The organism is Lentibacillus songyuanensis, from assembly GCF_039548255.1.
Taxonomy (GTDB): domain Bacteria; phylum Bacillota; class Bacilli; order Bacillales; family Amphibacillaceae; genus Lentibacillus_C; species Lentibacillus_C songyuanensis.
On record NZ_JBCLVH010000015.1, the window covers coordinates 73,964 to 97,706 of the forward strand.

General features: G+C 40.8%; 21 protein-coding genes. 19 read left to right on the forward strand and 2 right to left on the reverse strand.

Annotated features, from left to right (window positions below):
- Nucleotides 1-90: 90 nt before the first annotated feature.
- Nucleotides 91-2,364 (forward strand): DNA internalization-related competence protein ComEC/Rec2, encoded by a 2,274-nt coding sequence (locus WMZ97_RS14660; RefSeq protein WP_343272842.1) that lies wholly within the window; start codon nt 91-93, stop codon nt 2,362-2,364.
- A gap of 286 nt (nt 2,365-2,650) precedes the next feature.
- On the opposite strand, the gene WMZ97_RS14665 is transcribed toward WMZ97_RS14660, so the two are convergent.
- Entirely contained in the window at nt 2,651-2,785 is a 135-nt protein-coding gene (locus tag WMZ97_RS14665; RefSeq protein ID WP_343272843.1) for a YqzM family protein, read from the reverse strand.
- A 656-nt stretch (nt 2,786-3,441) separates the two neighbouring features.
- On the opposite strand from WMZ97_RS14665, the gene holA reads away from it, so the two are divergent.
- Nucleotides 3,442-4,464 (forward strand): DNA polymerase III subunit delta, encoded by a 1,023-nt coding sequence (holA, locus tag WMZ97_RS14670; protein WP_343272844.1) that lies wholly within the window; start codon nt 3,442-3,444, stop codon nt 4,462-4,464.
- Between the two features lie 191 nt (nt 4,465-4,655).
- On the opposite strand, the gene rpsT is transcribed toward holA, so the two are convergent.
- Complete coding sequence (gene rpsT / locus WMZ97_RS14675) at nt 4,656-4,922, reverse strand: 30S ribosomal protein S20 (RefSeq protein WP_343272845.1); 267 nt, start codon at nt 4,920-4,922, stop codon at nt 4,656-4,658.
- Between the two features lie 181 nt (nt 4,923-5,103).
- Here rpsT and gpr point away from each other — a divergent pair, with 181 nt between their 5' ends.
- From gpr to WMZ97_RS14760, 17 genes are all read left to right on the forward strand, one after another.
- The gene (gpr, locus tag WMZ97_RS14680) at nt 5,104-6,201 is read left to right on the forward strand and encodes a GPR endopeptidase (RefSeq protein ID WP_343272846.1); all 1,098 of its coding nucleotides are present in this window, start codon (nt 5,104-5,106) and stop codon (nt 6,199-6,201) included.
- A 258-nt stretch (nt 6,202-6,459) separates the two neighbouring features.
- Complete coding sequence (locus tag WMZ97_RS14685; RefSeq protein ID WP_343272847.1) at nt 6,460-6,765, forward strand: hypothetical protein; 306 nt, start codon at nt 6,460-6,462, stop codon at nt 6,763-6,765.
- A gap of 883 nt (nt 6,766-7,648) precedes the next feature.
- Complete coding sequence (lepA, locus tag WMZ97_RS14690; protein WP_343272848.1) at nt 7,649-9,457, forward strand: translation elongation factor 4; 1,809 nt, start codon at nt 7,649-7,651, stop codon at nt 9,455-9,457.
- Between the two features lie 72 nt (nt 9,458-9,529).
- Entirely contained in the window at nt 9,530-10,696 is a 1,167-nt protein-coding gene (hemW, locus tag WMZ97_RS14695; protein WP_343272849.1) for a radical SAM family heme chaperone HemW, read from the forward strand.
- A 76-nt stretch (nt 10,697-10,772) separates the two neighbouring features.
- Nucleotides 10,773-11,804 carry a heat-inducible transcriptional repressor HrcA gene (gene hrcA, locus WMZ97_RS14700; protein WP_343272850.1) on the forward strand — a complete coding sequence of 344 codons (1,032 nt, stop codon included), beginning with the start codon at nt 10,773-10,775 and terminating at the stop codon, nt 11,802-11,804.
- Nucleotides 11,805-11,902: 98 nt separating this feature from the next.
- Nucleotides 11,903-12,496, forward strand: coding sequence for a nucleotide exchange factor GrpE (gene grpE, locus WMZ97_RS14705; RefSeq protein WP_343272851.1), 594 nt, complete (start codon nt 11,903-11,905; stop codon nt 12,494-12,496).
- Nucleotides 12,497-12,527: 31 nt separating this feature from the next.
- Entirely contained in the window at nt 12,528-14,360 is a 1,833-nt protein-coding gene (gene dnaK / locus WMZ97_RS14710; RefSeq protein ID WP_343272852.1) for a molecular chaperone DnaK, read from the forward strand.
- Nucleotides 14,361-14,537: 177 nt separating this feature from the next.
- Nucleotides 14,538-15,665 carry a molecular chaperone DnaJ gene (dnaJ, locus tag WMZ97_RS14715; RefSeq protein WP_343272853.1) on the forward strand — a complete coding sequence of 376 codons (1,128 nt, stop codon included), beginning with the start codon at nt 14,538-14,540 and terminating at the stop codon, nt 15,663-15,665.
- Nucleotides 15,666-15,996: 331 nt separating this feature from the next.
- Nucleotides 15,997-16,932 (forward strand): 50S ribosomal protein L11 methyltransferase, encoded by a 936-nt coding sequence (gene prmA / locus WMZ97_RS14720; RefSeq protein WP_343272854.1) that lies wholly within the window; start codon nt 15,997-15,999, stop codon nt 16,930-16,932.
- Nucleotides 16,933-16,958: 26 nt separating this feature from the next.
- Complete coding sequence (locus WMZ97_RS14725) at nt 16,959-17,729, forward strand: 16S rRNA (uracil(1498)-N(3))-methyltransferase (protein ID WP_343272855.1); 771 nt, start codon at nt 16,959-16,961, stop codon at nt 17,727-17,729.
- Complete coding sequence (gene mtaB, locus WMZ97_RS14730) at nt 17,717-19,072, forward strand: tRNA (N(6)-L-threonylcarbamoyladenosine(37)-C(2))-methylthiotransferase MtaB (RefSeq protein WP_343272856.1); 1,356 nt, start codon at nt 17,717-17,719, stop codon at nt 19,070-19,072. The genes WMZ97_RS14725 and mtaB overlap by 13 nt, the downstream gene beginning before the upstream one ends.
- 31 nt (nt 19,073-19,103) lie before the next feature.
- Nucleotides 19,104-19,763, forward strand: coding sequence for a deoxyribose-phosphate aldolase (gene deoC, locus WMZ97_RS14735; protein ID WP_343272857.1), 660 nt, complete (start codon nt 19,104-19,106; stop codon nt 19,761-19,763).
- Nucleotides 19,764-19,961: 198 nt separating this feature from the next.
- Nucleotides 19,962-20,138, forward strand: a complete 177-nt coding sequence (gene rpsU / locus WMZ97_RS14740) for a 30S ribosomal protein S21 (protein ID WP_088050684.1) — start codon at nt 19,962-19,964, stop codon at nt 20,136-20,138.
- Between the two features lie 16 nt (nt 20,139-20,154).
- Nucleotides 20,155-20,601, forward strand: a complete 447-nt coding sequence (locus WMZ97_RS14745; protein WP_343272858.1) for a GatB/YqeY domain-containing protein — start codon at nt 20,155-20,157, stop codon at nt 20,599-20,601.
- A 196-nt stretch (nt 20,602-20,797) separates the two neighbouring features.
- Complete coding sequence (locus WMZ97_RS14750; protein ID WP_343272869.1) at nt 20,798-22,135, forward strand: NfeD family protein; 1,338 nt, start codon at nt 20,798-20,800, stop codon at nt 22,133-22,135.
- 26 nt (nt 22,136-22,161) lie between these two features.
- Nucleotides 22,162-23,160 (forward strand): flotillin-like protein FloA, encoded by a 999-nt coding sequence (gene floA / locus WMZ97_RS14755; protein WP_343272859.1) that lies wholly within the window; start codon nt 22,162-22,164, stop codon nt 23,158-23,160.
- A gap of 30 nt (nt 23,161-23,190) precedes the next feature.
- Complete coding sequence (locus WMZ97_RS14760) at nt 23,191-23,652, forward strand: hypothetical protein (RefSeq protein ID WP_343272860.1); 462 nt, start codon at nt 23,191-23,193, stop codon at nt 23,650-23,652.
- Nucleotides 23,653-23,743: the final 91 nt, after the last annotated feature.

Genomic DNA, 23,743 nt, shown 5'->3' on the forward strand with positions numbered 1-23,743 from the left:
CAAGAGGTATGATGTGAACGTCCTCAACTTTGTCACAACCCATCAAGATTAAAATTCCTCATCTTTCAAGAAAGCAAGGTGATAGCGTACATGAAAGGATTTTGGCATTTACCGGCCATATCGGTTGCTGTATGTGCGGTAACCATCATCACCCGGACGTATTGGTTTGCCGCTGCCCTGCTCGTCTGGCTGCTGATACTGTATGGATGGAAGCGGTTGGGAATCGTACCAGTAGTTGTTTCGCTGACCGCTTTTCTTTTCTTTTATACCTATATACCGGTAATAACCGATACAGAACCGCCGCCAACGAATAATTCTGCATCCTACGCGGGGAAAATTATTAGTCCTGTTCACCAAACCGATAAGAAAATAGATTTTGTCCTCAAAGATCCCGCCTTAAAAACAAACCTGCTTGTCGTTTACTTTCCGGATAAAGCAATCCACACAAAACATCAACTACAAACCTTGCAACACGGAGCATCTTGTGAGATACATGGAAAATTGGAACAGCCATCCAGGAGTACAAATCCTGGAGAATTTGATTATAGTCGCTACTTACGGACCAAAGGGATTTCCTATCAAGTCGTATTGCAATCACTAAAAGATATTTCCTGTTCCGGTTCGGATACGCTAGCGGTGGTGTATAATATACGATCGAAACTAATGCAGCATGTTCAATCGCATGTGGGACACGAAACAGCAGCATGGTTAACCGCCTTAGTATTAGGGGATGAGTCAGCGATTGACGAAGAAACGATTGATATATTTCAGCGTTGGGGTTTATCTCATATTCTGGCTATTTCTGGGTTACATGTTGGATTGATTGTGACATTATTGTACTTCCTGCTGATTAAGTTGAACCTGTTCACTAAAGAAAAAGCTCAATGGTTTATGTTTATGTTTCTGCCGATTTATGCGCTGATTGCCGGCGGAGAACCTTCTGTTTGGCGAGCATGCGTCATGGTCATGCTATTTATTATTTTCCAGAAATTAAAACTTTCCTATAGTTTGACAGATGTTTTGAGTATTGTCTTTTTGTTATTAATTGCTGCCGACAAATATATGGTATATCATGTCGGATTTCAATTTTCGTTTTTAGTTACCTTTGGGTTATTGCTGTCCAGACACTGGCTTGCGCAAACAACTTCCACGACCATTCAAATGCTTCAGATTAGCTTTGTCGCACAAATGATTATTCTTCCGCTTCAAGTGACATATTTCTTTACCTTTCATCCGTTGTCTATTCTGTTAAATTTAATTGTTGTTCCTTATTTTACGTTATTTGTTATCCCGTTTATGTTTTTTCTATTATTGGTATCCCCAGTTTCGGCGATAACAACATTTTTAGATGGGTTGTTTTCGAAGGTTCACCATGTATTTATTCTTATTTTGCAAGGTATAGACAGTCTTTTTTATTATCCGTTGCTTGTTGGCTCCATTTCAGTGGTTGGTGCACTATTGTATATTCTACTTTTTTTGTTGTTCATGCATCGCCTGCAGCAAAAACAATTATTGACTTCATTTTTTTATGGATGCTTGACGGTAGGCTTTATTATCGGTATTACCCTTAAGCCTTATGTCAATCCGGTTGGTTCGGTAACCATGCTCGATATCGGGCAAGGTGACACGTTTGTGATTGAATTGCCATATCGTAGAGGTGTTTTTATGGTGGATGCAGGTGCTAAAGTCAGTTTTGGCGAGTCAAACAACGCGGATCAAAACTACCAGCAAATTATCAAACCGTATTTCTTGTCGCGTGGAATTAACAACATCGATGCTATTTTTTTATCGCATGAGGATTTTGACCATATCGGCAGTGTGCCATTTTTGCTCGAGGGGATGAATGTGAAAGAAATTGTGATTAGTGCGTACTTTTCAGACGAGGAATTGATTGGTTGGAAACACCATGGAACCAAGATCCGACGTGTAGAACCCGGAGATATGCTGCGTATGGGTGGGCAGACGTTTGATGTACTGTCCCCAAGTAAGGAACTAGCATCGCCAAACGACAATTCGCTTGTATTGTACTCAAAATTTGGTGGGCTATCATGGTTGTTTACTGGGGATATGGAAAAGGATGCCGAACACCAAATGATGGCAGCGTACCCAAATTTAGCGGTTGATGTTTTGAAGGTTGCACATCATGGGAGCAAAACATCCTCCGATCAGTCATTGTTACATGCTATTGATCCTGCATATGGTCTGATTTCAGTTGGAAAAAATAACACCTATGGGCACCCATCACCAGAGGTCGTGGGGCGACTGGCTGATAGTGGAATAACTGTATTTCGAACCGATGAAGATGGTGCGGTAATATTTCGATTTCGTGAAGATCAAGGCACATTTTTTAAGTTCTTACCATAAGGTATTGTAAACAGAACAAAGGCGTTGCAACTCAGATGCCTGAGAACTTAGCCTTTGTTCCTCTATTAAGTGGGAGAGAATAGGCAGGCTAACCGTTACGTTCCTATGCCTTCGCCTGCACTAGCACGTCTGAGTGCGGGAAAACCCCCACTTAATGAAGTTTAACTTTATATACTTCCTTTACTTTTGAAAAAGTTGACGTATTCACACATAAAAAATGATCAAAGAGACTGGTATCAGCCTCTTTGATCATGATCTACATTGGAACACATATTCTAAGTATTTTTTACTTTGCGATAACACTGACCGCTGCACCAATTGCAAAAATTAGGACAAAGAATACAAATGAGAAGCCAAATCCTTTTATCGAGTCAACGACATCGTTATTTTTGGACTGTACGTCATTTTCGAATTCGTTCACATCTATCCCTCCTACTTCATGTTTAGTATAAATGAATTACAAAAAAAAATCCACATTCATGAAGGAAAATGATGTGAAATTTTATTTCTCCTCTCTTAACGGCAGCTGACCATGAAGTAATATTTACTAATTCGGATAAAAGTAACTATTTTTATAATGGTAAAACGCAAACCCCACCATAAGCTTTGAGGAGAAGCTAAAAAAGATAAGTAGGAGTTAACGGCATGACAAAGGTTCGGTTCTGTTGAAGGCACCCAACCGAATGAATGTCACTTTACCCATATTTAGAAAGAGTTAACATCTATACTTTTTGCGCAGATGGTCAATCTACAGGTAAGAGCAAATATCGTTTGAGGAGCAGTTACCCGGGACTGCAAATCAAGCGTTTATATAGATATCCTGACAGGGAATTGCTATGATCGCAATTCCCTTTTTTGAGTGAAAAGTGCAGCGTGGCCGTTTAGCGACGCAGGCATAGTCAAGAGACCGCAAAACGCCCGAACTTTGGCGTTTGGAGTGTCTATTGACTATGACAGAAGTCGCTGGCCCCGCGCGCAACTGGATCAGAAAAGTGCAGCGTGGCCGTTTAGCGACTGAATATGTTTTGTTTTCACATTGATTTTGCGATAATATAGACATAATTGGAGTGAACTTTTATGGCATATATGGATGTTTTAAAACAAGTGAAAAACAAGCAAATTTCACCAATATATTTATTATATGGATCAGATACATATTTCATACAAAATTTAAAAAAGCATATCACGCAGGCTGTGTTACCCGATGGGGATGTGGAAAATTTAGTGATGTATGATTTGGAAGAAACACCAATACAGGAAGTGATTATGGATGCGGAAACCTATCCTTTTTTCGGTGATAGAAAACTAATTATTGCCAGCAATCCTGTGTTTCTGAAGGCAAAGGCAGATAAATTGTCATTTGAACATAATGTATCTGCTCTGCAGCAATATTTAGAGGCACCGGCAGACTATTCCGTAATCGTATTTGTTGCCCCGTATGAAAAAATTGACGAGCGAAAGAAAATTAGCAAATTGTTAAAAAAACATGGAGCCGTTGCGGATTGCAGTCCGATTAAGGAACAGGATATATCCAAGTGGATTACTGATCAAGCAGATCAGGTTAAGATTACGATTATGCCGGATGCGTATGAGGTGTTGGAGGGAGAAATTTCCACAAATCTTTATTTGCTCAAAAACGAACTGGAAAAATTGGCTTTATATGTTGGTGAGGATGGAACGGTTACCCGGGAGATAGCAGAACGATTAGTGTCGCATACATCCAATAGTTCATCCCTCAGGCTTGTGGATGCGGTAATGGAACGTGATATTCAAAAAGCAATTTCCATCTACCATGATCTGGAGAAAATGAAAGAAGAACCAATTGCATTAATTGCTCTTCTCGCTTTTCAATTCCGGACAATTTATCGAGTGAAATTACTAAAAGAAAAAGGCTATAGTTCGTTTCAAATGCAGAAACAGTTGGGAGTCCATCCGTATGTTGTAAAAATTGCCACAAACCGTCAAAGCAGCTTTAGTAAACAAGCATTGCAAGCGATTATGGACAAACTGACCCAAACGGATGCCATCATGAAACAAGGGAAGATGGAAAAACAGCTTGCTTTTGAGTTGTTATTATACGATTTAATTCAAGCAAGTTAACACATTGCAGGAACAAAGGAGTAAGCGACAGGACGTCGCGATCCTAGCTGAACTTTCTCTACTTCAGCAAATCAAAATAGCGCTATGATTTTTATACTACTTTTTTACCTTTAAAAAAACGATCCTAATAAGGGATCGTTTTGTTTTTCTCAGTGCAGAATCGTATGTTGTTGGATGCTTTTAACTTTTGATTATGCTCCGATATTGTTTACTTTTTTCGTTAAACGTGATTTTTGGCGATTACCGTTATTTTTATGGATAATGCCTTTTTGAACTGCTTTATCAATTGATTTTGTAGCAGATTGTAGTGCTGTTTTTGCATTTTCCATATCATTTGCAGCAACTAGTTTTTCTACACTCTTGATTTTTGAACGCACTTCGGAACGTTCGGATTGGTTTTGTGCACGGTTTTTATTATTGATATCAACACGTTTGATTGCAGACTTAATATTAGCCATTGTTTCACCTCCTAATAGACCTGTACATACTCCTCAGGAACAGAGATTATTTTACCAAACCATGGCGCGGTTTTCAATAGCTATGTTGCATGGTGGTCGGTTTTTGTATGAATTCGTTCCATTTTGTGTAGCCTATGATTAATGAATAGATGTAAGTTTTGCGAAGAAGGAGACATGCCAAATGGATGAAAATAATACCGATTTTCAGGTGCGAACCGATTTAGCCGTTGAAGCGAAAGATATGTACGTCCAAAAGGAACAAAAGCAAGACCAACAAATAAAAGGTGTTACCATTAAAGATTATGAAGTGAATGATGTGTCCATTTCTCAGGTAGAAATTGATGAGGAAGGGGCAAAGTTGCTTGGTAAGAAAGCCGGGACATATATTACGATTTATGCGGACGGGGTCAAAAAACAAGACACAAAGAAACAAGAAGACGCAGCAAAAATTCTTGCCAAGGAACTCGAGCGATTAATGGAAAAGAACGATATACCAGTGGATGCGACCGGTTTAATTGTTGGATTAGGTAACTGGAATGTAACGCCAGATGCGCTGGGACCAATGGCGATTGAAAAAGTAATGGTAACCAGCCATTTATTTAAACTTCAGCACGAAACCGTCGCTGATGGATATCGTTCTGTTGCAGCTGTAACTCCTGGTGTGATGGGAGTAACGGGGATCGAAACCAGTGATATCATTTTCGGGATTATTGAAAAGTTTCAGCCGGATTTTGTCATTGCCGTTGATGCGCTTGCCTCCCGCTCTATTGAACGCATTAATGAAACCATTCAATTGTCTGATTCCGGGATTCACCCTGGGTCTGGCGTTGGAAATAAACGAAAAGAATTGAGTCAGGACACATTAGGGATTCCCGTAATAGCAATAGGAGTTCCAACTGTTGTTGATGCGGTAACGATTACAAGTGATACCATCGATCTGATTTTAAAGCATTTTGGCAGAGAATGGAATGAAAAAGATAGACCCTCAAAATCATTGGCTCCAGCAGGATTAAATTTTGGTGCAAAAAAATTCACGGAAGATGACCTTCCAGATGAAGAAAAACGTAAGACCTTTCTTGGTATCGTGGGAACCTTATCAGATGAAGACAAAAAGGCGTTAATTAAAGAGGTGCTCACGCCTGTTGGGTACAACTATATGGTGACACCAAAAGAGGTAGATGGTTTTATGATTGATATGTCACATGTCATCGCAAATGGGGTAAATGCCGCACTACATGAAAAAGTTGATGTCGATAATTTTGCCTCGTATTCCAGATAGTTTCGCTCTAGTTCGCTCTATTAAAGCTTCAAAAAGGTAAAAGATTTGGTTCTAGTTTCCAAAGTTACGACATAGATTTTACTATTAAAGATCTTTTTAAAGGGTAACTTCGGACAAGATGGAACCATAGAGAGATGCAAATTGCCAACGTAACAAAGGTTTATATAAATAATGATTTTTGATCGTGTCAATTGTATCTTGATGAAGTTTTGTCTGGAATGGGCGATAAAGAAGCGAATGCAATAGGAGGAATAATCGATGGTGCGTGCTCTAATTACATTGTTATTGTTAGCAGTCTTTTTTTTATCAGGAATGCTTTTTGGCATTGATCACGGGCAACAAGAAAAACAGGTAGAGCCAATAGAAAAAACAGATCAAATGGAAGCAAATATAAATGACAAGAACGTAGAAACAATCGAAGTTGCAAATGAACCTAGACCGGACGTAGAAGATACATCTGGTCACTCTACCCAAAAATTAGCGTCGTTCCTGGGTGGCATTATTAAAGGGTTTTATGAAATAGTCGTAATGATTTTTTATCAATTTGCTGAGATATTTTTCTAACACAGCATAAGGATGGGACAAGCCAAAACCTTCTACATTAAAGACGAACGATTACAGAATGGAAATGCAAAAAGTCACTTTTTCAACAGATGAATCTTAAGACATAGTTGATGTAAAATGCGACGTAATGAATATTGATTTCTGACTAGATGGGCTGATTGCCCCGTCCGGGATCGCTCCGGGCGGATGCTTTCCGTGGGCACGGCCTCAGCCTCCTTGCCCCTGCAACAGGGGTATGCCGACGTTGGGCGACAAGCCCGTTCTTAGTCGGCCTTCCTTAATAACCACTCTGCGGGGTCTTCACCACGTGCTGTTCCCACAGGAGTCTCCGCCCGAAGCGATCCCGGACTAGTGTAGCTGTTCAAACAAAAATTTCTGTCGTATCTTCCGGTTATATTGGCAAACGCTATACTAGCGGAGGAAATACACGGAGACTCCTGTGGGACAAGTGGCCAGAGTAAGACCCCGCAGTGCGTCACAAGTAAGGATGGAAGGCTAAGAACGCGACATCCTGTCGCAACGCCTTCATGACCAACATCGTGTTGGCCCGAGGCTCACGGGTCACCCACGAAAAGCGTAGTGTATTTTCGTAGCGGTAAGATAACTATTATCCAAAGTTACGTCGCAATATGGATACTTGATGCCTGAAAATTTACTTCCACGCTAAGACTTTATACTTCCCTAACATGCAAAAAGAAAAATCCGAACGAATACAAATCCCATTTAAGAACTTTGAATCATCACTCGGATTTCCCTATATCCAAAACACTTTTCTCTCAGGCTCATGCTTTCCTAATTGAATGTCTGGCATGCTATTGCTATAATCAATCCTAGTGAACATCATGTCTAAACGGTAGAAAACATGTAGGAGTGAACAGCATAAATGGCAAAAAAACAAAAAAACGTCCGTAATTTTTCGATTATCGCACATATTGATCATGGAAAGTCTACGCTTGCGGATCGAATTTTAGAAAATACAAAAGCATTAACCCAACGCGAAATGAAGGAGCAATTTTTAGATGCGATGGATTTGGAACGCGAGCGCGGAATCACCATCAAATTGAACGCTGTCCAGCTACATTACAAGAGTAAAAGCGGGGAAGAATTTATTTTTCATTTAATTGATACACCTGGCCACGTCGATTTTACATATGAAGTATCCCGCAGTCTTGCAGCATGTGAAGGGGCAATATTGGTCGTTGATGCTGCGCAGGGTATTGAAGCACAGACATTGGCAAATGTATACCTTGCATTGGATAATGATTTGGAAATTATTCCGGTGATTAATAAGATCGACTTGCCCAATGCAGATACCGATCGTGTGACAAAAGAGTTAGAGGATGTCATTGGTATTGATGGGGATGATGTTATCCTGGCTTCAGCAAAGGATGGCATTGGAATTGATGAAATTCTGGAACGAATCGTTGAGGCGATACCTGCACCTGCAGGAGATGATGATGCCCCATTAAAGGCGCTGATTTTCGACTCATTATATGATCCATACCGCGGCGTTATTGCCTATATCTGTGTTAAAGAAGGCTCGGTAAAGGTTGGCGACAAAATTAAAATGATGGCGACCGGCAAAGAATTCGACGTCAATGAGGTGGGTGTCTTTACACCAAAGCCAGTACAACAGCAGGAATTAAAGGTTGGTGATGTTGGGTATTTAACGGCGTCGATTAAACAAGTGGGCGATTCGCGAGTTGGGGATACGATCACCCTTGCCAATCGTCAGGCAGATGTGCCACTACCGGGCTACCGAAAATTAAATCCAATGGTTTTCTGTGGACTATATCCGGTTGATTCAAATAAATATAACGATCTCAGAGAAGCACTGGAGCGTCTGGAATTAAATGATTCCTCCCTACAGTACGATGCGGAGACATCACAGGCATTAGGATTTGGTTTTCGCTGCGGTTTCCTGGGGCTTTTGCATATGGAAATCATTCAAGAACGAATAGAGCGTGAATTTAATATTGGCCTGATTACCACTGCACCAAGTGTTATTTATGAGGTGGAACAAACAAATGATGAAATTATCGACGTTGATAACCCATCCGTGATGCCAGACCCACAGCAAATCAAAGAAATTCGGGAACCATTTGTGAAAGCAACGGTTATGGTGCCAAACGATTATGTTGGAACCGTTATGGAGATCTGCCAGAAAAAACGCGGGCAATTTGTTGATATGGAATATTTAGATGATATTCGAGTGAACGTTATTTATCATCTCCCATTGTCTGAAATTGTGTATGATTTCTTTGATCAGCTGAAATCACAAACAAAGGGGTATGCATCGTTTGATTATGATTTAATCGGATACCGGGATTCCAAGCTCGTCAAAATGGACATTTTGTTAAATGGGGAAACGATTGATGCATTATCGTTTATTGTCCATCGTGATTTCGCCTATGCCCGTGGGAAACACATTGTAGAGAAGCTGAAAGAATTAATTCCAAGACAACAATTTGAAGTACCTGTACAAGCGGCGATCGGAAATAAAATTATTGCCAGGTCGACGATTAAGGCAATGCGCAAAAATGTTCTGTCGAAGTGTTATGGTGGTGACATTTCCCGAAAACGCAAATTGCTGGAGAAACAAAAAGAAGGTAAAAAGCGGATGAAAATGGTTGGATCTGTGGAAGTACCACAAGAAGCATTCATGGCCGTTCTGGAAATGGGTGACGATTAAGTTTTTTAAAAACATAGGGAAAACCTCACACGGGTTAGCCCTATTTCTTTTCGAGAAAGAGGTGTCAAAGCAATGAGTGCAAGCATACAGTCGGTTTATATCCATATCCCATTCTGCCAGCAAATCTGTCATTATTGTGATTTTACCAAGTTTTTTTATAACGAAAACCAGGCAAACCAGTATTTAGAGGCACTGGCTAATGAAATAAATGTACAAGTTCCTGGGAAACATAATCCCGTTAAAACGATATTTATCGGTGGCGGCACACCGACCGCATTAAATTTACAACAGTTACGTAAACTGCTGGGACTAGTTAATGAAAAATTTGATGTTGCAAACTGTGAGGAATTTACAATTGAAGCGAACCCGGGCGATTTTGATACGGAAAAAATCAAGCTTTTGCGAGACTACGGTGTTCAACGGGTTTCGCTAGGCGTGCAAGTGTTTGATGACAATATGCTTGTGGAAATTGGCCGTTTACACAAAGTATCCGATGTATACCAAACTATTGATCTGCTTCATCAGCATGGATTTGCAAATATCAGTATTGATTTAATTTACGCCTTACCAACGCAAACACTGGAGGACTTTCGGCATACATTGGACGAAGCGGTTCAGTTCCAGCTGCCGCATTATTCCACTTATGCGCTGCAAATTGAACCTAAAACTGTATTTTATCAGCGTTACCACAAAGGAAAACTGCATCGCCCGCCACAAGAAACTGAAGTAGCGATGTATGAGCTTCTTCGCCAAACCATGCAACAAAATGGACTGGTGCAATATGAGATCAGTAATTTTGCCAAGCCAGGTTTTGAAAGCCAACATAATTTAACTTATTGGAATAATAATTATTACTATGGTTTCGGTGCTGGGGCGCATGGTTATTTGCCGGGAAAGCGGACAGGGAATATCCGTCCGCTGCCCGCCTATGTTAAACAGGCGTTGCTCGATGGAAAGCCGATTTTAAATACGGAAACAATTGGAATAAAAGAGCAAATTGAAGAAGAGATGTTCCTGGGGCTAAGGAAGCTTGCCGGCGTCTCAAAACAAATCTTTCAGGAAAAATTTGGCTTCCCGCTGGATACATTATATCAATCAGAAATGACATTGCTTAAGCAAAAAGGGTGGCTACACGATGATGGGTATGTGGTTCGATTAACGGATCAAGGATTATTGTTTGGAAATGAGGTATTTGAAAAGTTTTTATTAGAAGACGATGATTTAGTGCTTCTTCGTTGACAAAAAAAAGCGGATTTGATAATTTATTATTAGAATTAGCACTCGCAAGTAGAGAGTGCTAACAGAGGTGATCATCATGTTAACCGAAAGACAGATGCTAATTCTGCAAGTCATTATTGATGATTTCATCCAGACAGCACAGCCTGTAGGATCACGTGCTATTTCCAAGAAAGAGAATATATCATATAGTCCCGCCACTATCAGAAACGTCATGGCTGATCTGGAGGAGATGGGCTTTTTGGAAAAGACACATTCATCGTCCGGGCGCATTCCTTCTGAAAAAGGGTATCGCTTTTATGTAGACCATTTGTTATCCATAAAACATTCATGGGAAGATGTACAAGTAATAAAACATATTATTCATGATGGTTTTTTCGAGTTTGAAAAAGTGGTACAAAAATGCGCGGAGGTCCTGTCTGACATAACAAATTATACGTCCATTATACTAGGGCCTGAAATTTTTGAAACAACATTAAATCAGATTCAGATTATTCCATTGGCACCACAAACTGCTGTGGCCATTTTAATAACCAATACGGGTCATGTTGATCATCGTACGTTTTCGATTCCCAACGAAATTGATCCAGCAGATTTGGAGAAAATGGTAAACATCCTAAATGATCGCTTATATGGTGTTCCCATTGTCCGGCTGCCGGACAAATTGAATAGTGAAGTAATGGAACTGATGAAACTGTACGTCCGTGACATTGACAAATCCTATGATTATCTAAAGGCTGCTTTTTCAAATGAGCATCAGGCTAAATTATACATTGGCGGGATGGCTAACATGTTAATGCAGCCAGAGTTTAAGGATATCGAAAAAATCCGTTCCTTCTATTCCATGATGGAAAGAGAAGAGGAAATTGCCAATCTGTTGAAAGCGAAGACGGATGGGATTAAAGTTACAATTGGCCATGAAAATAAGGTGGAAGCCATTCAGGACTTGAGTCTTATTACCGCGACCTACCATTTTGGTGTTGAACAAATGGGAACTATTGCATTATTGGGGCCGACAAGGATGGAATATAAAAAGGTAATCACCCTGTTGGATGTGTTGTCCAGCGAGATGACGGATGCACTATATATGTGGTATAAGAATAATGAATAGTTCGCGGGAAACCGGAATGTTGTACCAAGTAATATTTTATTTTAATTACCTGTCTTTTCGTGGTATAGTCAAACGTGGTATGTAAATAGGAGGTGGCAATGGTGGCTGAACAAGACAAAGAAACGATTGAAACAAATGAAGATGCTGAAAACGAAACCGAAACAGAAACAATAGAGCCGGTGGAGGAAGAAGTAAAAGATGAATCACAACTGCTGGACTCTGATGAAAGTATAATGGAATCGTTGAAAGAAGAAGTGGAACGCTTAACAAAGGAAAAAGATGATATGTATCAAAAAATGCTAAGAAATCAAGCGGAATTTGATAACTTTAAAAAGCGTACACAAAAAGAACGGGAAAAAGACCGCAAATATAAAGCGCAAGATTTGGCAAATGAACTCTTACCTGCGCTAGACAATTTTGAGCGTGCCTTGAACCAGGAAGTGACCGAAGCAAATAAAAGTTTTGTAGAAGGAATCACAATGGTTTATAACCAGTTAAAAGACGCATTGAAAAGCCAAGGCATCGAGGAGATTGAAGCGGTTGGTAAGCCGTTTGATCCTAACGTGCATCACGCGGTTATGCAAATAGAAGATCCTGAATTGGAAGCAGGTAGTGTGGTAGAAGAATTGCAAAAAGGGTACATGCTTAACGATCGGGTTATTCGTCCAGCAATGGTTAAAGTAAATCAATAAACTTAGAGAGTAGTAAAGGAGGAAATTGATTATGGGTAAAATAATCGGAATTGACTTAGGAACAACAAATTCATGTGTATCAGTAATGGAAGGCGGAGAAGCCGTTGTTATCCCTAACCCTGAGGGTAACCGGACAACACCATCTGTTGTAGCTTTTAAGAATGGGGAACGACAAGTTGGTGAGGTTGCCAAGCGTCAAGCGATAACTAATCCAAATACGATTCAATCGATTAAACGTCATATGGGTACAGATTATAAAGTGAAAATTGAAGATAAAGAATATACCCCACAAGAAGTTTCAGCCATTATCCTGCAACATATCAAATCGTATGCGGAAGATTATTTGGGTGAAACGGTAGATAAAGCGGTTATTACTGTTCCAGCTTATTTCAATGATGCAGAGCGTCAAGCAACCAAGGATGCTGGAAAGATTGCCGGCCTTGAAGTAGAACGGATTATTAACGAACCAACTGCTGCTGCACTGGCATACGGTATTGATAAAGATGATCAGGATCAAACAATCCTGGTATATGACCTTGGTGGCGGTACTTTTGACGTGTCCATTCTTGATATCGGCGATGGCACGTTTGAAGTTGTTTCTACAGCCGGTGACAACCGTCTTGGTGGTGATGACTTTGATGAAGTTATCATTGATCATTTAGTACAAGAGTTTAAGAAAGAAAACGGCATTGATTTGTCTAAAGATAAAATGGCAATGCAACGATTGAAAGATGCCGCTGAAAAAGCGAAGAAGGATTTATCAGGTGTTACACAGACACAAATTTCGCTTCCATTTATCACGGCTGGGGATGCAGGTCCATTACACCTGGAAATGAGCTTAACCCGAGCAAAATTTGATGAACTATCAACTGAATTGGTTGAGCGTACAATGGTTCCTACACGTAAAGCGCTAAAAGACGCCGATCTGTCAGCTAGTGACATTCACAAGGTTATCCTTGTAGGTGGATCAACCCGGATTCCTGCTGTTCAGGATGCGATTAAAAAAGAAACAGGTAAAGACCCTTCAAAAGGCGTCAACCCTGACGAAGTTGTAGCACTCGGTGCAGCAATTCAAGGCGGTGTATTGCAAGGTGATGTAAAAGACGTATTGTTATTGGATGTTACACCATTATCGTTGGGTATTGAAACAATGGGTAGCGTGTTTACAAAATTGATTGAGCGTAACACAACCATTCCGACCAGTCATTCTCAAGTATTCTCGACGGCTGCTGATAATCAGACAGCGGTTGATATCCACGTCCTGCAAGGGGAACGTGAAATGGCGGCAGACAATAAAACGCTTGGACGTTTTCAATTAACAGATATTCCACCAGCACCTAGAGGTGTACCGCAAATCGAGGTATCCTTTGACATCGACGCAAACGGTATTGTTAATGTGCGTGCGAAGGATATGGGTACAAACAAGGAACAGTCGATTACCATTAAATCTTCTTCAGGTCTTTCCGATGATGAAGTAGATCGTATGGTTCAAGAAGCAGAAGATAATGCTGAAGCAGACAAAAAGCGTCGAGAAGAAATAGATTTAAGAAACGAAGCAGATCAATTAATCTTCACGACAGATAAGACAATCAAAGACCTTGGTGACAAGGTTTCTGATGAAGAAAAACAAAAAGCTGAAGCGGCAAAAGATGAATTGAAATCGGCTATGGAAGCCAATGATATCGATCAAATTAAAGCGAAGAAAGAAGCTTTACAAGAGCAAGTACAGCAGCTATCGGTTAAGATGTACGAACAAATGGCTCAAGATCAACAAGCTGCTCAAGGACAGGAAGGCCAAAATGCAGATGATGATGTCGTTGATGCTGACTATAAAGAGGTAGACGACGAAGAAGATAAGAAATAAAGCTTGTATGTGTGGGAAGTTCGATGATTTTATCGTAAATCATCGGACGATCTACATCCTGTAGGCCTAAGTCAAAGTCAGGATCTCCTTGGCTTTGACTTTTTCCATTTGTATTAACGTGCTGGTGATGATAAGATAAAACGTATGCAAGAAGTGAATCGGGAGAGTGATTAACAAGTGAGTAAGCGTGATTATTATGATGTACTTGGTGTGAGTAAAGACGCTTCAAAAGAGGAAATTAAAAAGACTTACCGAAAATTAGCCAGAAAATATCACCCGGATGTAAACAAAGAAGAGGGTGCTGCAGATAAATTTAAGGAAGTTAAAGAAGCATATGAAGTGTTAAGTGATGAGCAAAAGCGTGCACAGTACGATCAATTTGGCCATGCTGGTGCACAAGGTCAAGGCTTCGGCGGTTTTGGCGGCGGGGCACAAGACTTTGGTGGTTTTGGCGATATTTTTGACATGTTCTTTGGTGGGGGCGGACGCAGACGGGATCCGAATGCTCCACAGCAAGGTGCCGATTTGCAATATACCGTAACACTCGACTTTGAAGAAGCTATTTTCGGAAAAGAGATGGATATTAGCATACCTAAAGAAGAAACCTGTGAAACATGTCACGGCTCAGGCGCAAAGCCAGGCACAAAAACGGAAACTTGTTCACACTGTCATGGATCGGGCCAGTTAAATACGGAACAAAATACACCATTTGGCAAGGTTGTAAATCGCCGCGTTTGTAACTATTGTCATGGAACAGGTAAAATTATTCCTGAGAAATGTCGTACATGTGGTGGTTCAGGTACGGTTAAAAAACAGAAGAAAATTCATATTTCGATTCCAGCCGGTATTGACGAAGGCCAGCAAATCCGCGTTTCTGGAAAAGGGGAAGCTGGTGTCAATGGTGGTCCTGCTGGTGATTTGTATGTAGTGGTACGGGTGAAAACCCATGAGTTTTACGAGCGAGAAGGAGACCATATCTTCTGTGAATTACCGATAACCTTTACCCAAGCAGCACTTGGTGATGAAGTGGAAGTACCGACCGTGCATGGGAAAGTAATGTTGAAGATTCCAGCCGGGACGCAAACTGGTAAGACCTTCCGTTTAAAAGGTAAAGGAGCACCCAACGTTCGTGGCTATGGACATGGTGATCAGCATGTAAAGGTACGGATCGTTACGCCAAAAAAACTGACCGACCGGCAAAAAGAGTTGCTGCGTGAATTTAACGAAATTGGCGGCAATGACGCAACTGATGAGCAAGAAGGTTCTTTTTTTCAACGTTTCAAAAAAGCTTTTAAAAGCGAATAATGGTGTTTTACTAAAGTGAAACTCTGTTTAACAGGGATTCTTTGCTCAGGGTATTAAAGGAGCAAATAAAGCGGGCAACGCCTTTGTGATCTGCGTCCTGCAGGCTGTGAACAGAATCGGGCTATTGTTATGCAGTTAACTCCCACTGATCATTTTGATTTCACTTCAAAATCCTGAGGTGGGAGTCTTGCTGCCCGTTAAGAGAGGGATGAATAGTTTCTAAGTGGTGGTGCCATTTACATAGTGAAAGTAGTTACGAAACATAATGAAAGCAAAGAGAGGGTAATCCTGATCAAATGTTGCTTTTGTTCAAGAAATGGGTGGATAATAATTGAAATGGTCTGAACTATGTGTCCATACGACAAATGAAGCGATTGAACCGATTTCGAATATCCTTCACGAGAATGGGGCAAGCGGCGTCATAATTGAAGATCCATTGGATTTAATGAAGGTAAAGGAAGATAAATTTGGGGAAATCTATGAACTCGATCCAAATGAATACCCTGAAGAAGGCGTTTATATTAAAGCTTACCTGCCCGTTAATAGTTTTTTAAGTGACACGGTTGATGAAATTAAACAAGCAATCAATAACTTAATGATTTATGATATTGATCTTGGCAGTAATCACGTGACATTAAGCGAAGTGAAGGAGGAAGAATGGGCAACTGCTTGGAAAAAATATTATAAGCCTGTTAAAATATCTAAAAAGGTTACAATTACCCCTACTTGGGAAGACTACAAGGCAGTATCAAGTGACGAATTAATCATCGAACTGGACCCTGGGATGGCTTTCGGCACGGGGACACATCCGACAACTGTATTAAGCATTCAAGCATTGGAGCAATATATTCATAAAGATGATATGGTTATCGATGTTGGCTGTGGTTCCGGTGTTTTGAGTATTGCAGCAGCCAAGCTTGGAGCGGAAAAAGTATTCGCCTATGATTTGGATGAAATTGCGGTCAAAAGTACGAAAATAAACGCAAAACTAAATAAGCTTGATACAAAGATTGAAACAAAACAAAACAATTTGCTTGATCATGTCAACATGCAAGCCGATGTAATTGTATCGAATATTTTAGCTGAGATTATTGTCCGTTTTGTTCCTGATGCCTGGAATAATTTGAAAGAAGGCGGTATTTTTATTACTTCCGGTATTATCCAGCCTAAAAAACAAATCGTGAGGGATCAGCTGTTGGAAAATGGGTTTACTATTTTAGCTATCAACGAAATGGAAGATTGGATTTCCATAATCGCGAGAAAGTGATATGTTTTTAAGAGAAGGTGTTCGTTGTGCAACGCTATTTTATTCCTGCAGCCAATTGGCGACAGCAGCAGGTAACCATAACTGGTGATGATGTTCATCACATGATGCGGGTAATGCGTTTTTCAGATGGCGACCGGGTCATTTGTAACCATCCGGATGGCAGGGCTGCAATATGCAGAATCCATCTGCAGTCCCTGGATACAATTATTGCCGAAATTGTGGAGTGGCTTGAGGAATCAGTTGAGCTCCCAGTTGACGTAACCATTGCTCAAGGGCTGCCAAAAGGAGATAAGTTTGACTTGATTTTGCAAAAGGGGACGGAATTAGGTGCCGCTGGTTTTATTCCATTTCAGGCGGAACGTTCGATTGTTGTGTGGGACCAGAAAAAGGCAGAAAAGAAATATAAACGGTTTACGAAGATTGTGAAAGAGGCAAGTGAACAAAGTCACCGAAATCAAATTCCTGTCATCCACCCAATGGTAAATATGGACGAGCTGATTACCGCAAGCAAGGATTATGATGTATTGCTTTTTGCATTTGAGGAAGAAGCTAAAACAGCTGAATTCCAATCCTTCGCAAATGCTGTAAAACATTTAAAAAGGCATCAGCGTGTGCTTGTTTGTATTGGTCCCGAGGGTGGTTTTTCGCCTGGAGAAGCAAAATTATTGAAAGTGAATGGTTTTGCTCCGGTTCGCCTGGGACCGCGTATTTTGCGGGCCGAAACTGCTTCATTATATGTTTTAGCAAGTATTTCCTATCATTTAGAAGAATTGGGGTGTGACAAATGCCAACAGTAGCCTTTCATACATTAGGCTGTAAAGTAAATCATTATGAGACGGAAGGTATTTGGAATATGTTTAAAGAAAATGGCTATGAACGGGTCGACTTTGATCGTCAGTCGGATGTTTATGTCATTAATACATGTACCGTAACAAACACGGGAGACAAGAAGAGCAGGCAGGTCATCCGTCGCGCCATTAGAAAAAATCCGGAGGCGGTTGTATGCGTAACAGGTTGCTATGCACAAACATCTCCTGGAGAGATCATGGAAATTCCTGGTGTGGATGTGGTTGTTGGAACCCAAAACCGCAAGAAAATGATCGACTATATTGAAGAGCATCAACAGACTCGTGAACCAGTCAATGGAGTTACCAATATTATGAAAAATCGTGTGTTTGAAGAAATGGATGTTCCCGCATTCACTGATCGAACACGTGCCTCGTTAAAAATACAGGAAGGATGTAATAATTTTTGTACGTTCTGTATTATTCCATGGTCGCGTGGTCTGCTTCGTTCCAGAAAACCAGAAGATGTACTTACGCAAGCACAACAATTGGTTGACGCCGGCTATAAGGAAATCGTCTTAACGGGTATTCATACAGCTGGCTATGGAGAAGATATGAGCGATTATAATTTCGCAAAGCTATTGCAGGAATTGGAAACAAAAGTGGATGGTTTAAAACGAATCCGCATCTCCTCGATCGAGGCTAGTCAAATTACCGATGAAGTGATTGACGTGCTTGATAAATCAACGAAAATTGTTCGCCATCTGCACATTCCGCTACAGTCCGGATCGGATACAGTGTTAAAACGGATGCGCAGGAAGTACTCCAGCTCCTATTACAAGGAGAAAGTAGATAAGATCCGTAAAGCTTTACCTGGTTTAGCGATTACATCAGATATTATCGTTGGTTTTCCGGGAGAAACAGAAGAAGAGTTCATGGAAACGTACAATTTTATTAAAGAAGTTGGTTATTCAGAACTTCATGTTTTCCCGTTTTCGAGAAGAACTGGAACTCCTGCTGCACGTATGCAGGATCAGGTAGATGAAGATATCAAGAATGAACGCGTGCAACGAATGATTGAACTTTCCAATCAATTGGCAAAAGAATATGCTTCTGCTTACGAAGATGAAGTACTGGAAGTGATCCCAGAAGAACGTATGCCTGATCAGAATAACCCTGAATTACTTGTCGGATATACTGATAATTACTTGAAAGTCGTATTTACTGGCAGTCATGATTTGATAGGCAAGATTGTCCGCGTGAAAATAACGAAATCCGGCTATCCGTATAATGAAGGAACATTTGTCAGGGTAATGGACGATGCGACGAATCATTCCATCCGTTTTTCTTCATAAGTAAAGCATTTTTAAAAAAGGAGGTTTACCCATGGGAAAGGAATTGGCTAAATACATTGACCATACGCAATTAAAACCAGAAACAACCGCAGAAAAAATCGAACAGATTGTCCAGGAGGCACGCAAATATCAGTTTGCCTCGGTTTGTGTCAACCCGTATTGGGTTGCTTATTGTTACGATCAACTAAAAGATACCGATGTGAAAGTGTGTACCGTTATAGGATTTCCATTGGGAGCAACAACGACGGAAACGAAGGTATTTGAAGCAAAGCAAGCGGTGGCGCATGGGGCGGCTGAATTGGATATGGTGATCAATGTTGGTGAACTGAAATCCAATCATGAAGCTATTGTTAAACAAGATATCGAGGCGATTGTTGCCGCGGCTGCAGGGAAAGCACTCGTGAAGGTGATCATTGAAACGTCATTGCTTACAAATGAGGAAAAGGTTCGCGCTTGTAAGCTGGCAAAACAAGCAGGAGCTGATTTTGTCAAAACGTCCACCGGATTTTCTGGTGGGGGTGCGTCCATTGAAGATATTCAGTTAATGCGGGAAACTGTCGGAAGTGAAATGGGAGTAAAAGCTTCTGGCGGCGTTCGAGATACGAAAGCAACGAAAGCAATGATTGCTGCGGGGGCGACTCGAATTGGAGCAAGTGCCGGTATCGCTATTATTGCTGGATCGGACAACTGATTTTTCTCGCCAAGTGAAACTTCATCGGCAAAATGAGTTGACCTAAAGATCTTGTTATATTATAATTTAACAAGGCATGTAATAGAAATTGTTCAAAAGGGTGGAGAAACTACCCTTTGTTACAGCATTTTTTGACTAACATTATCGGATATATGCCTGTACAATCTGTTTTATGCTTCGGAGGGAGGGGAAATTAGCATGTCAAATACAACTCGCGTTCGTAAAAACGAGTCTCTCGAAGATGCTCTTCGTCGCTTTAAACGTAGTGTATCAAAAAGTGGTACACTCTCAGAATATCGCAAGCGTGAATTCTATGAAAAACCTAGTGTAAAGCGTAAAAAGAAATCTGAAGCTGCTAGAAAGCGTAAATTCTAAAGAGGGTGTCCAGTACATGTCATTAATTGAACAGCTGAATCAAGATATGAAACAGGCAATGAAGCAAAAGGATAAAGAGAAGCTAAGTGTTATCCGAATGGTAAAAGCTTCATTACAGAATGAATCAATTAAGCTTAGTAAAGAGCAACTTTCTGCGGACGAGGAACTAACCATCTTGTCAAGAGAGTTAAAGCAAAGAAAAGATTCCCTCCAAGAATTTAAATCAGCTGGACGTGACGATCTTGTTGAAAAACTTGATATGGAAATTCATATTTTACAGGAATATATGCCACAACAGCTCTCAGATAACGAGCTGGAGGCAATCGTTCAGTCAACAATTCAGGAAATTAATGCAACAACAAAAAGTGATATGGGTAAAGTAATGAGTGCCATTATGCCGAAAGTAAAAGGCAAGGCAGACGGTGCAAAAGTTAACCAGCTTGTACAGAACCACTTAAGCTGATCACCCATTATGAAACAAGGAATAAGAGGTCTTTGTCGTATCAGACAAAGGCCTTTTTTGCGGAAGACACTCTATTTCTATTTTGTCTGTACGCAGAGCCCTTATACATATGGTACAATTTAATTGGAATTCTTGAAACAAACTTGAAATTAAAACGTAATAATATATGTATGGCAAAAGGGGGTGATAAATGGTGATGCGAAGCAAGCTCGTGTCATACATAATCATATGTCTGATTGTTGGTTTTTTTTTAATATCAGGTATTCCGGGTACTGATTTTGCTCAGGCGAAGGACGATACTGGCGATGGGAAGCTGGTCTATGTAATTCCAATTGAAAAAGAAGTAGAGAAAGGGTTGGAATCTTTTCTTGCACGAACAACAAAGGAAGCGGAAGAAGCGGGAGCCGACCAGATCATCTTTGAAATTGATACACCTGGAGGGCGGGTAGATGCTGCAGGGCAAATTGCTACCTTGCTACAAGGATTAAAAACACCGACAACCGCCTATGTAGTGAATCAGGCATTGTCTGCCGGTTCGTATATTGCTCTAAATATGGATGCGATTTACATGCAGCCGCATGCTACCATGGGTGCGAGTGGTGTCATTAATGAGGACGGCACGGCAGCGGATAAAAAAGCACAATCTGCATGGTTATCTGCGATGAAAGGGGCTGCTGAGTCAAAAGGACGGGACCCACTGTATGCCAAGGCAATGGCTGACCCCTCTATAGACTTACCTGAATATGGGGCTCCTAAAGGTGAATTCTTGACGTTGGATGCCACAACAGCGGTTGAAGTAGGATATGCTGAGGGAGTCACCAAAAATCGAACAGCTTTACTGCATGAACTTGGCTTGACGAACGCGAAGATAGTGGAAGCCGCTCCAACATTTTCCGAGGAACTTGCCAGATTTTTGACAAATCCGGTTGTTGTACCGATTTTGCTATCTGTGGCCAGTCTTGGACTGATTGTTGAGTTGTATTCACCGGGGTTTGGTGTGCCGGGAACCATGGGATTGCTGGCTCTGATATTGTTCTTCTACGGACATATTGTAGCAGGGTTAGCGGGTTACGAAGCAATGATTTTACTCATACTAGGAATTATTTTAATCATTGTTGAATTTTTTGTTGCAGGTGGGATTGTAGGATTATTAGGTGTTGGTTCTATTCTAGGTTCTCTGTTTTTATCAAGCGAGGATATCGGACATATGGCCATGAGCGTTAGTATCGCGTTTATCATTGCTATTGTCGCTTCGGTTGTTTTATTTAAAACAATCGGAATGGAAAAAGGATTTTTTCGTCATATTATTTTACGTGATCAAACCTCTACCGAACAAGGGTATGTATCAAGTGTCAACCGACTTGAGTTAATCGGCTTGGAGGGAGTGACATTGACACCATTAAGACCTTCTGGCACCGCACTATTTGATGGCGAACGAATGGATGTCGTATCGGAAGGAAGTTATATTCAAATAAATAAAGCCGTTAAAGTCGTAATGGTAGAGGGCGTTCGGGTTGTGGTTAGGGAAATATAAGATATATCATATTAGGAGGTAATTGAATGGAATTTCAAGAAATTTTTCCGATTATTATTATCGCGATCATTCTCATCGTCATAGCGGTTCTCTTTACGTTCATTCCCGTTATGTTGTGGATCAGTGCGCTGGCAGCAGGTGTTAAGGTAGGTATTTTTACATTAATTGGCATGCGGTTGCGCCGGGTTGTACCGTCAAGGGTGATTAACCCGTTAATCAAGGCCCATAAAGCAGGAATAGATGTCAGCACAAATCAGTTGGAAAGTCACTATCTAGCCGGGGGGAATGTAGATCGGGTTGTTAATGCTTTAATTGCCGCTCAACGGGCAAATATTCATCTAAGCTTTGAACGGTGTGCAGCAATTGACTTAGCTGGCCGTGATGTATTAGAAGCAGTACAAATGAGTGTTAATCCAAAGGTTATCGAAACACCTTTCATTTCTGGTATTGCCATTGACGGCATTGAAGTGAAAGCGAAGGCACGGATCACTGTTCGTGCGAATATTGACCGGCTTGTCGGTGGTGCCGGGGAAGAAACGGTTATTGCACGAGTTGGTGAAGGGATTGTAAGTACGATTGGTAGCTCTGAAACCCATGCCAAGGTATTAGAAAATCCGGATTCCATTTCCCATAATGTACTAAATCGTGGACTTGATGCAGGTACCGCCTTTGAAATATTGTCGATTGATATTGCAGATATTGATATTGGTAAAAACATTGGCGCGATTTTACAGACTGACCAGGCAGAAGCAGATAAAAATATTGCACAAGCGAAAGCCGAAGAACGCCGTGCAATGGCTGTTGCCCTTGAACAAGAAATGGTTGCTAATGTACAAGAAATGCAGGCGAAAGTGGTTGAAGCAGAGGCGGATGTACCACGTGCACTGGCTGAAGCATTGCGTTCAGGTAATTTAGGGGTCATGGATTATATGAATTACAAAAATATCGATGCAGATACGGACATGCGTGATTCGATTGGCAAACTGTCAAAGGATGATAACGATGACGACAATAATGAGCAATAACTGTGTTAGCGTGAAAAGAGGTGGATATCCATGGATGCCATTCTCATCATTCTAGCTATTATTGGTGGGATCATCGGACTTTTTAATAAAAAATCTGAGCAGCAAACAAATCAAAAGCCGTATAAGCCAAAGCCAGCAAGATCAACGCCAACCATTCCAAATCGTTCTCAACAGAGACAAACTGAAGCACCTCAAAAAGGAATGGATACGATTGCCATGCAGGAACAGCGGGATGCGCAAATGCATGAACTGGCTTCACGAATGAAATTAGATGCTGGCGATTCAGAAAATGAAGATATGTATCAAGTGAATTTTGAACATCTACAAACAAAACCGAGTCAATTCAACGAGAACAAAACGGCTATGAAAAATCAGGTCAGGAAGAATTTAAATCGAAAAGGATTGGTTGATGGGATTGTAATGGCGGAAGTATTAGGACCGCCACGCGCACGTAAACCGTATCGCAGTATTACTTCCCAACGAAAAGAATAATCGAAGCCTTCATTAAAAGTATTATTTACTTTTAATGAAGGCTTTTTTTGTTCTTATCTTGTTTGCTTTTTCATAAACATGAGGATGAGAG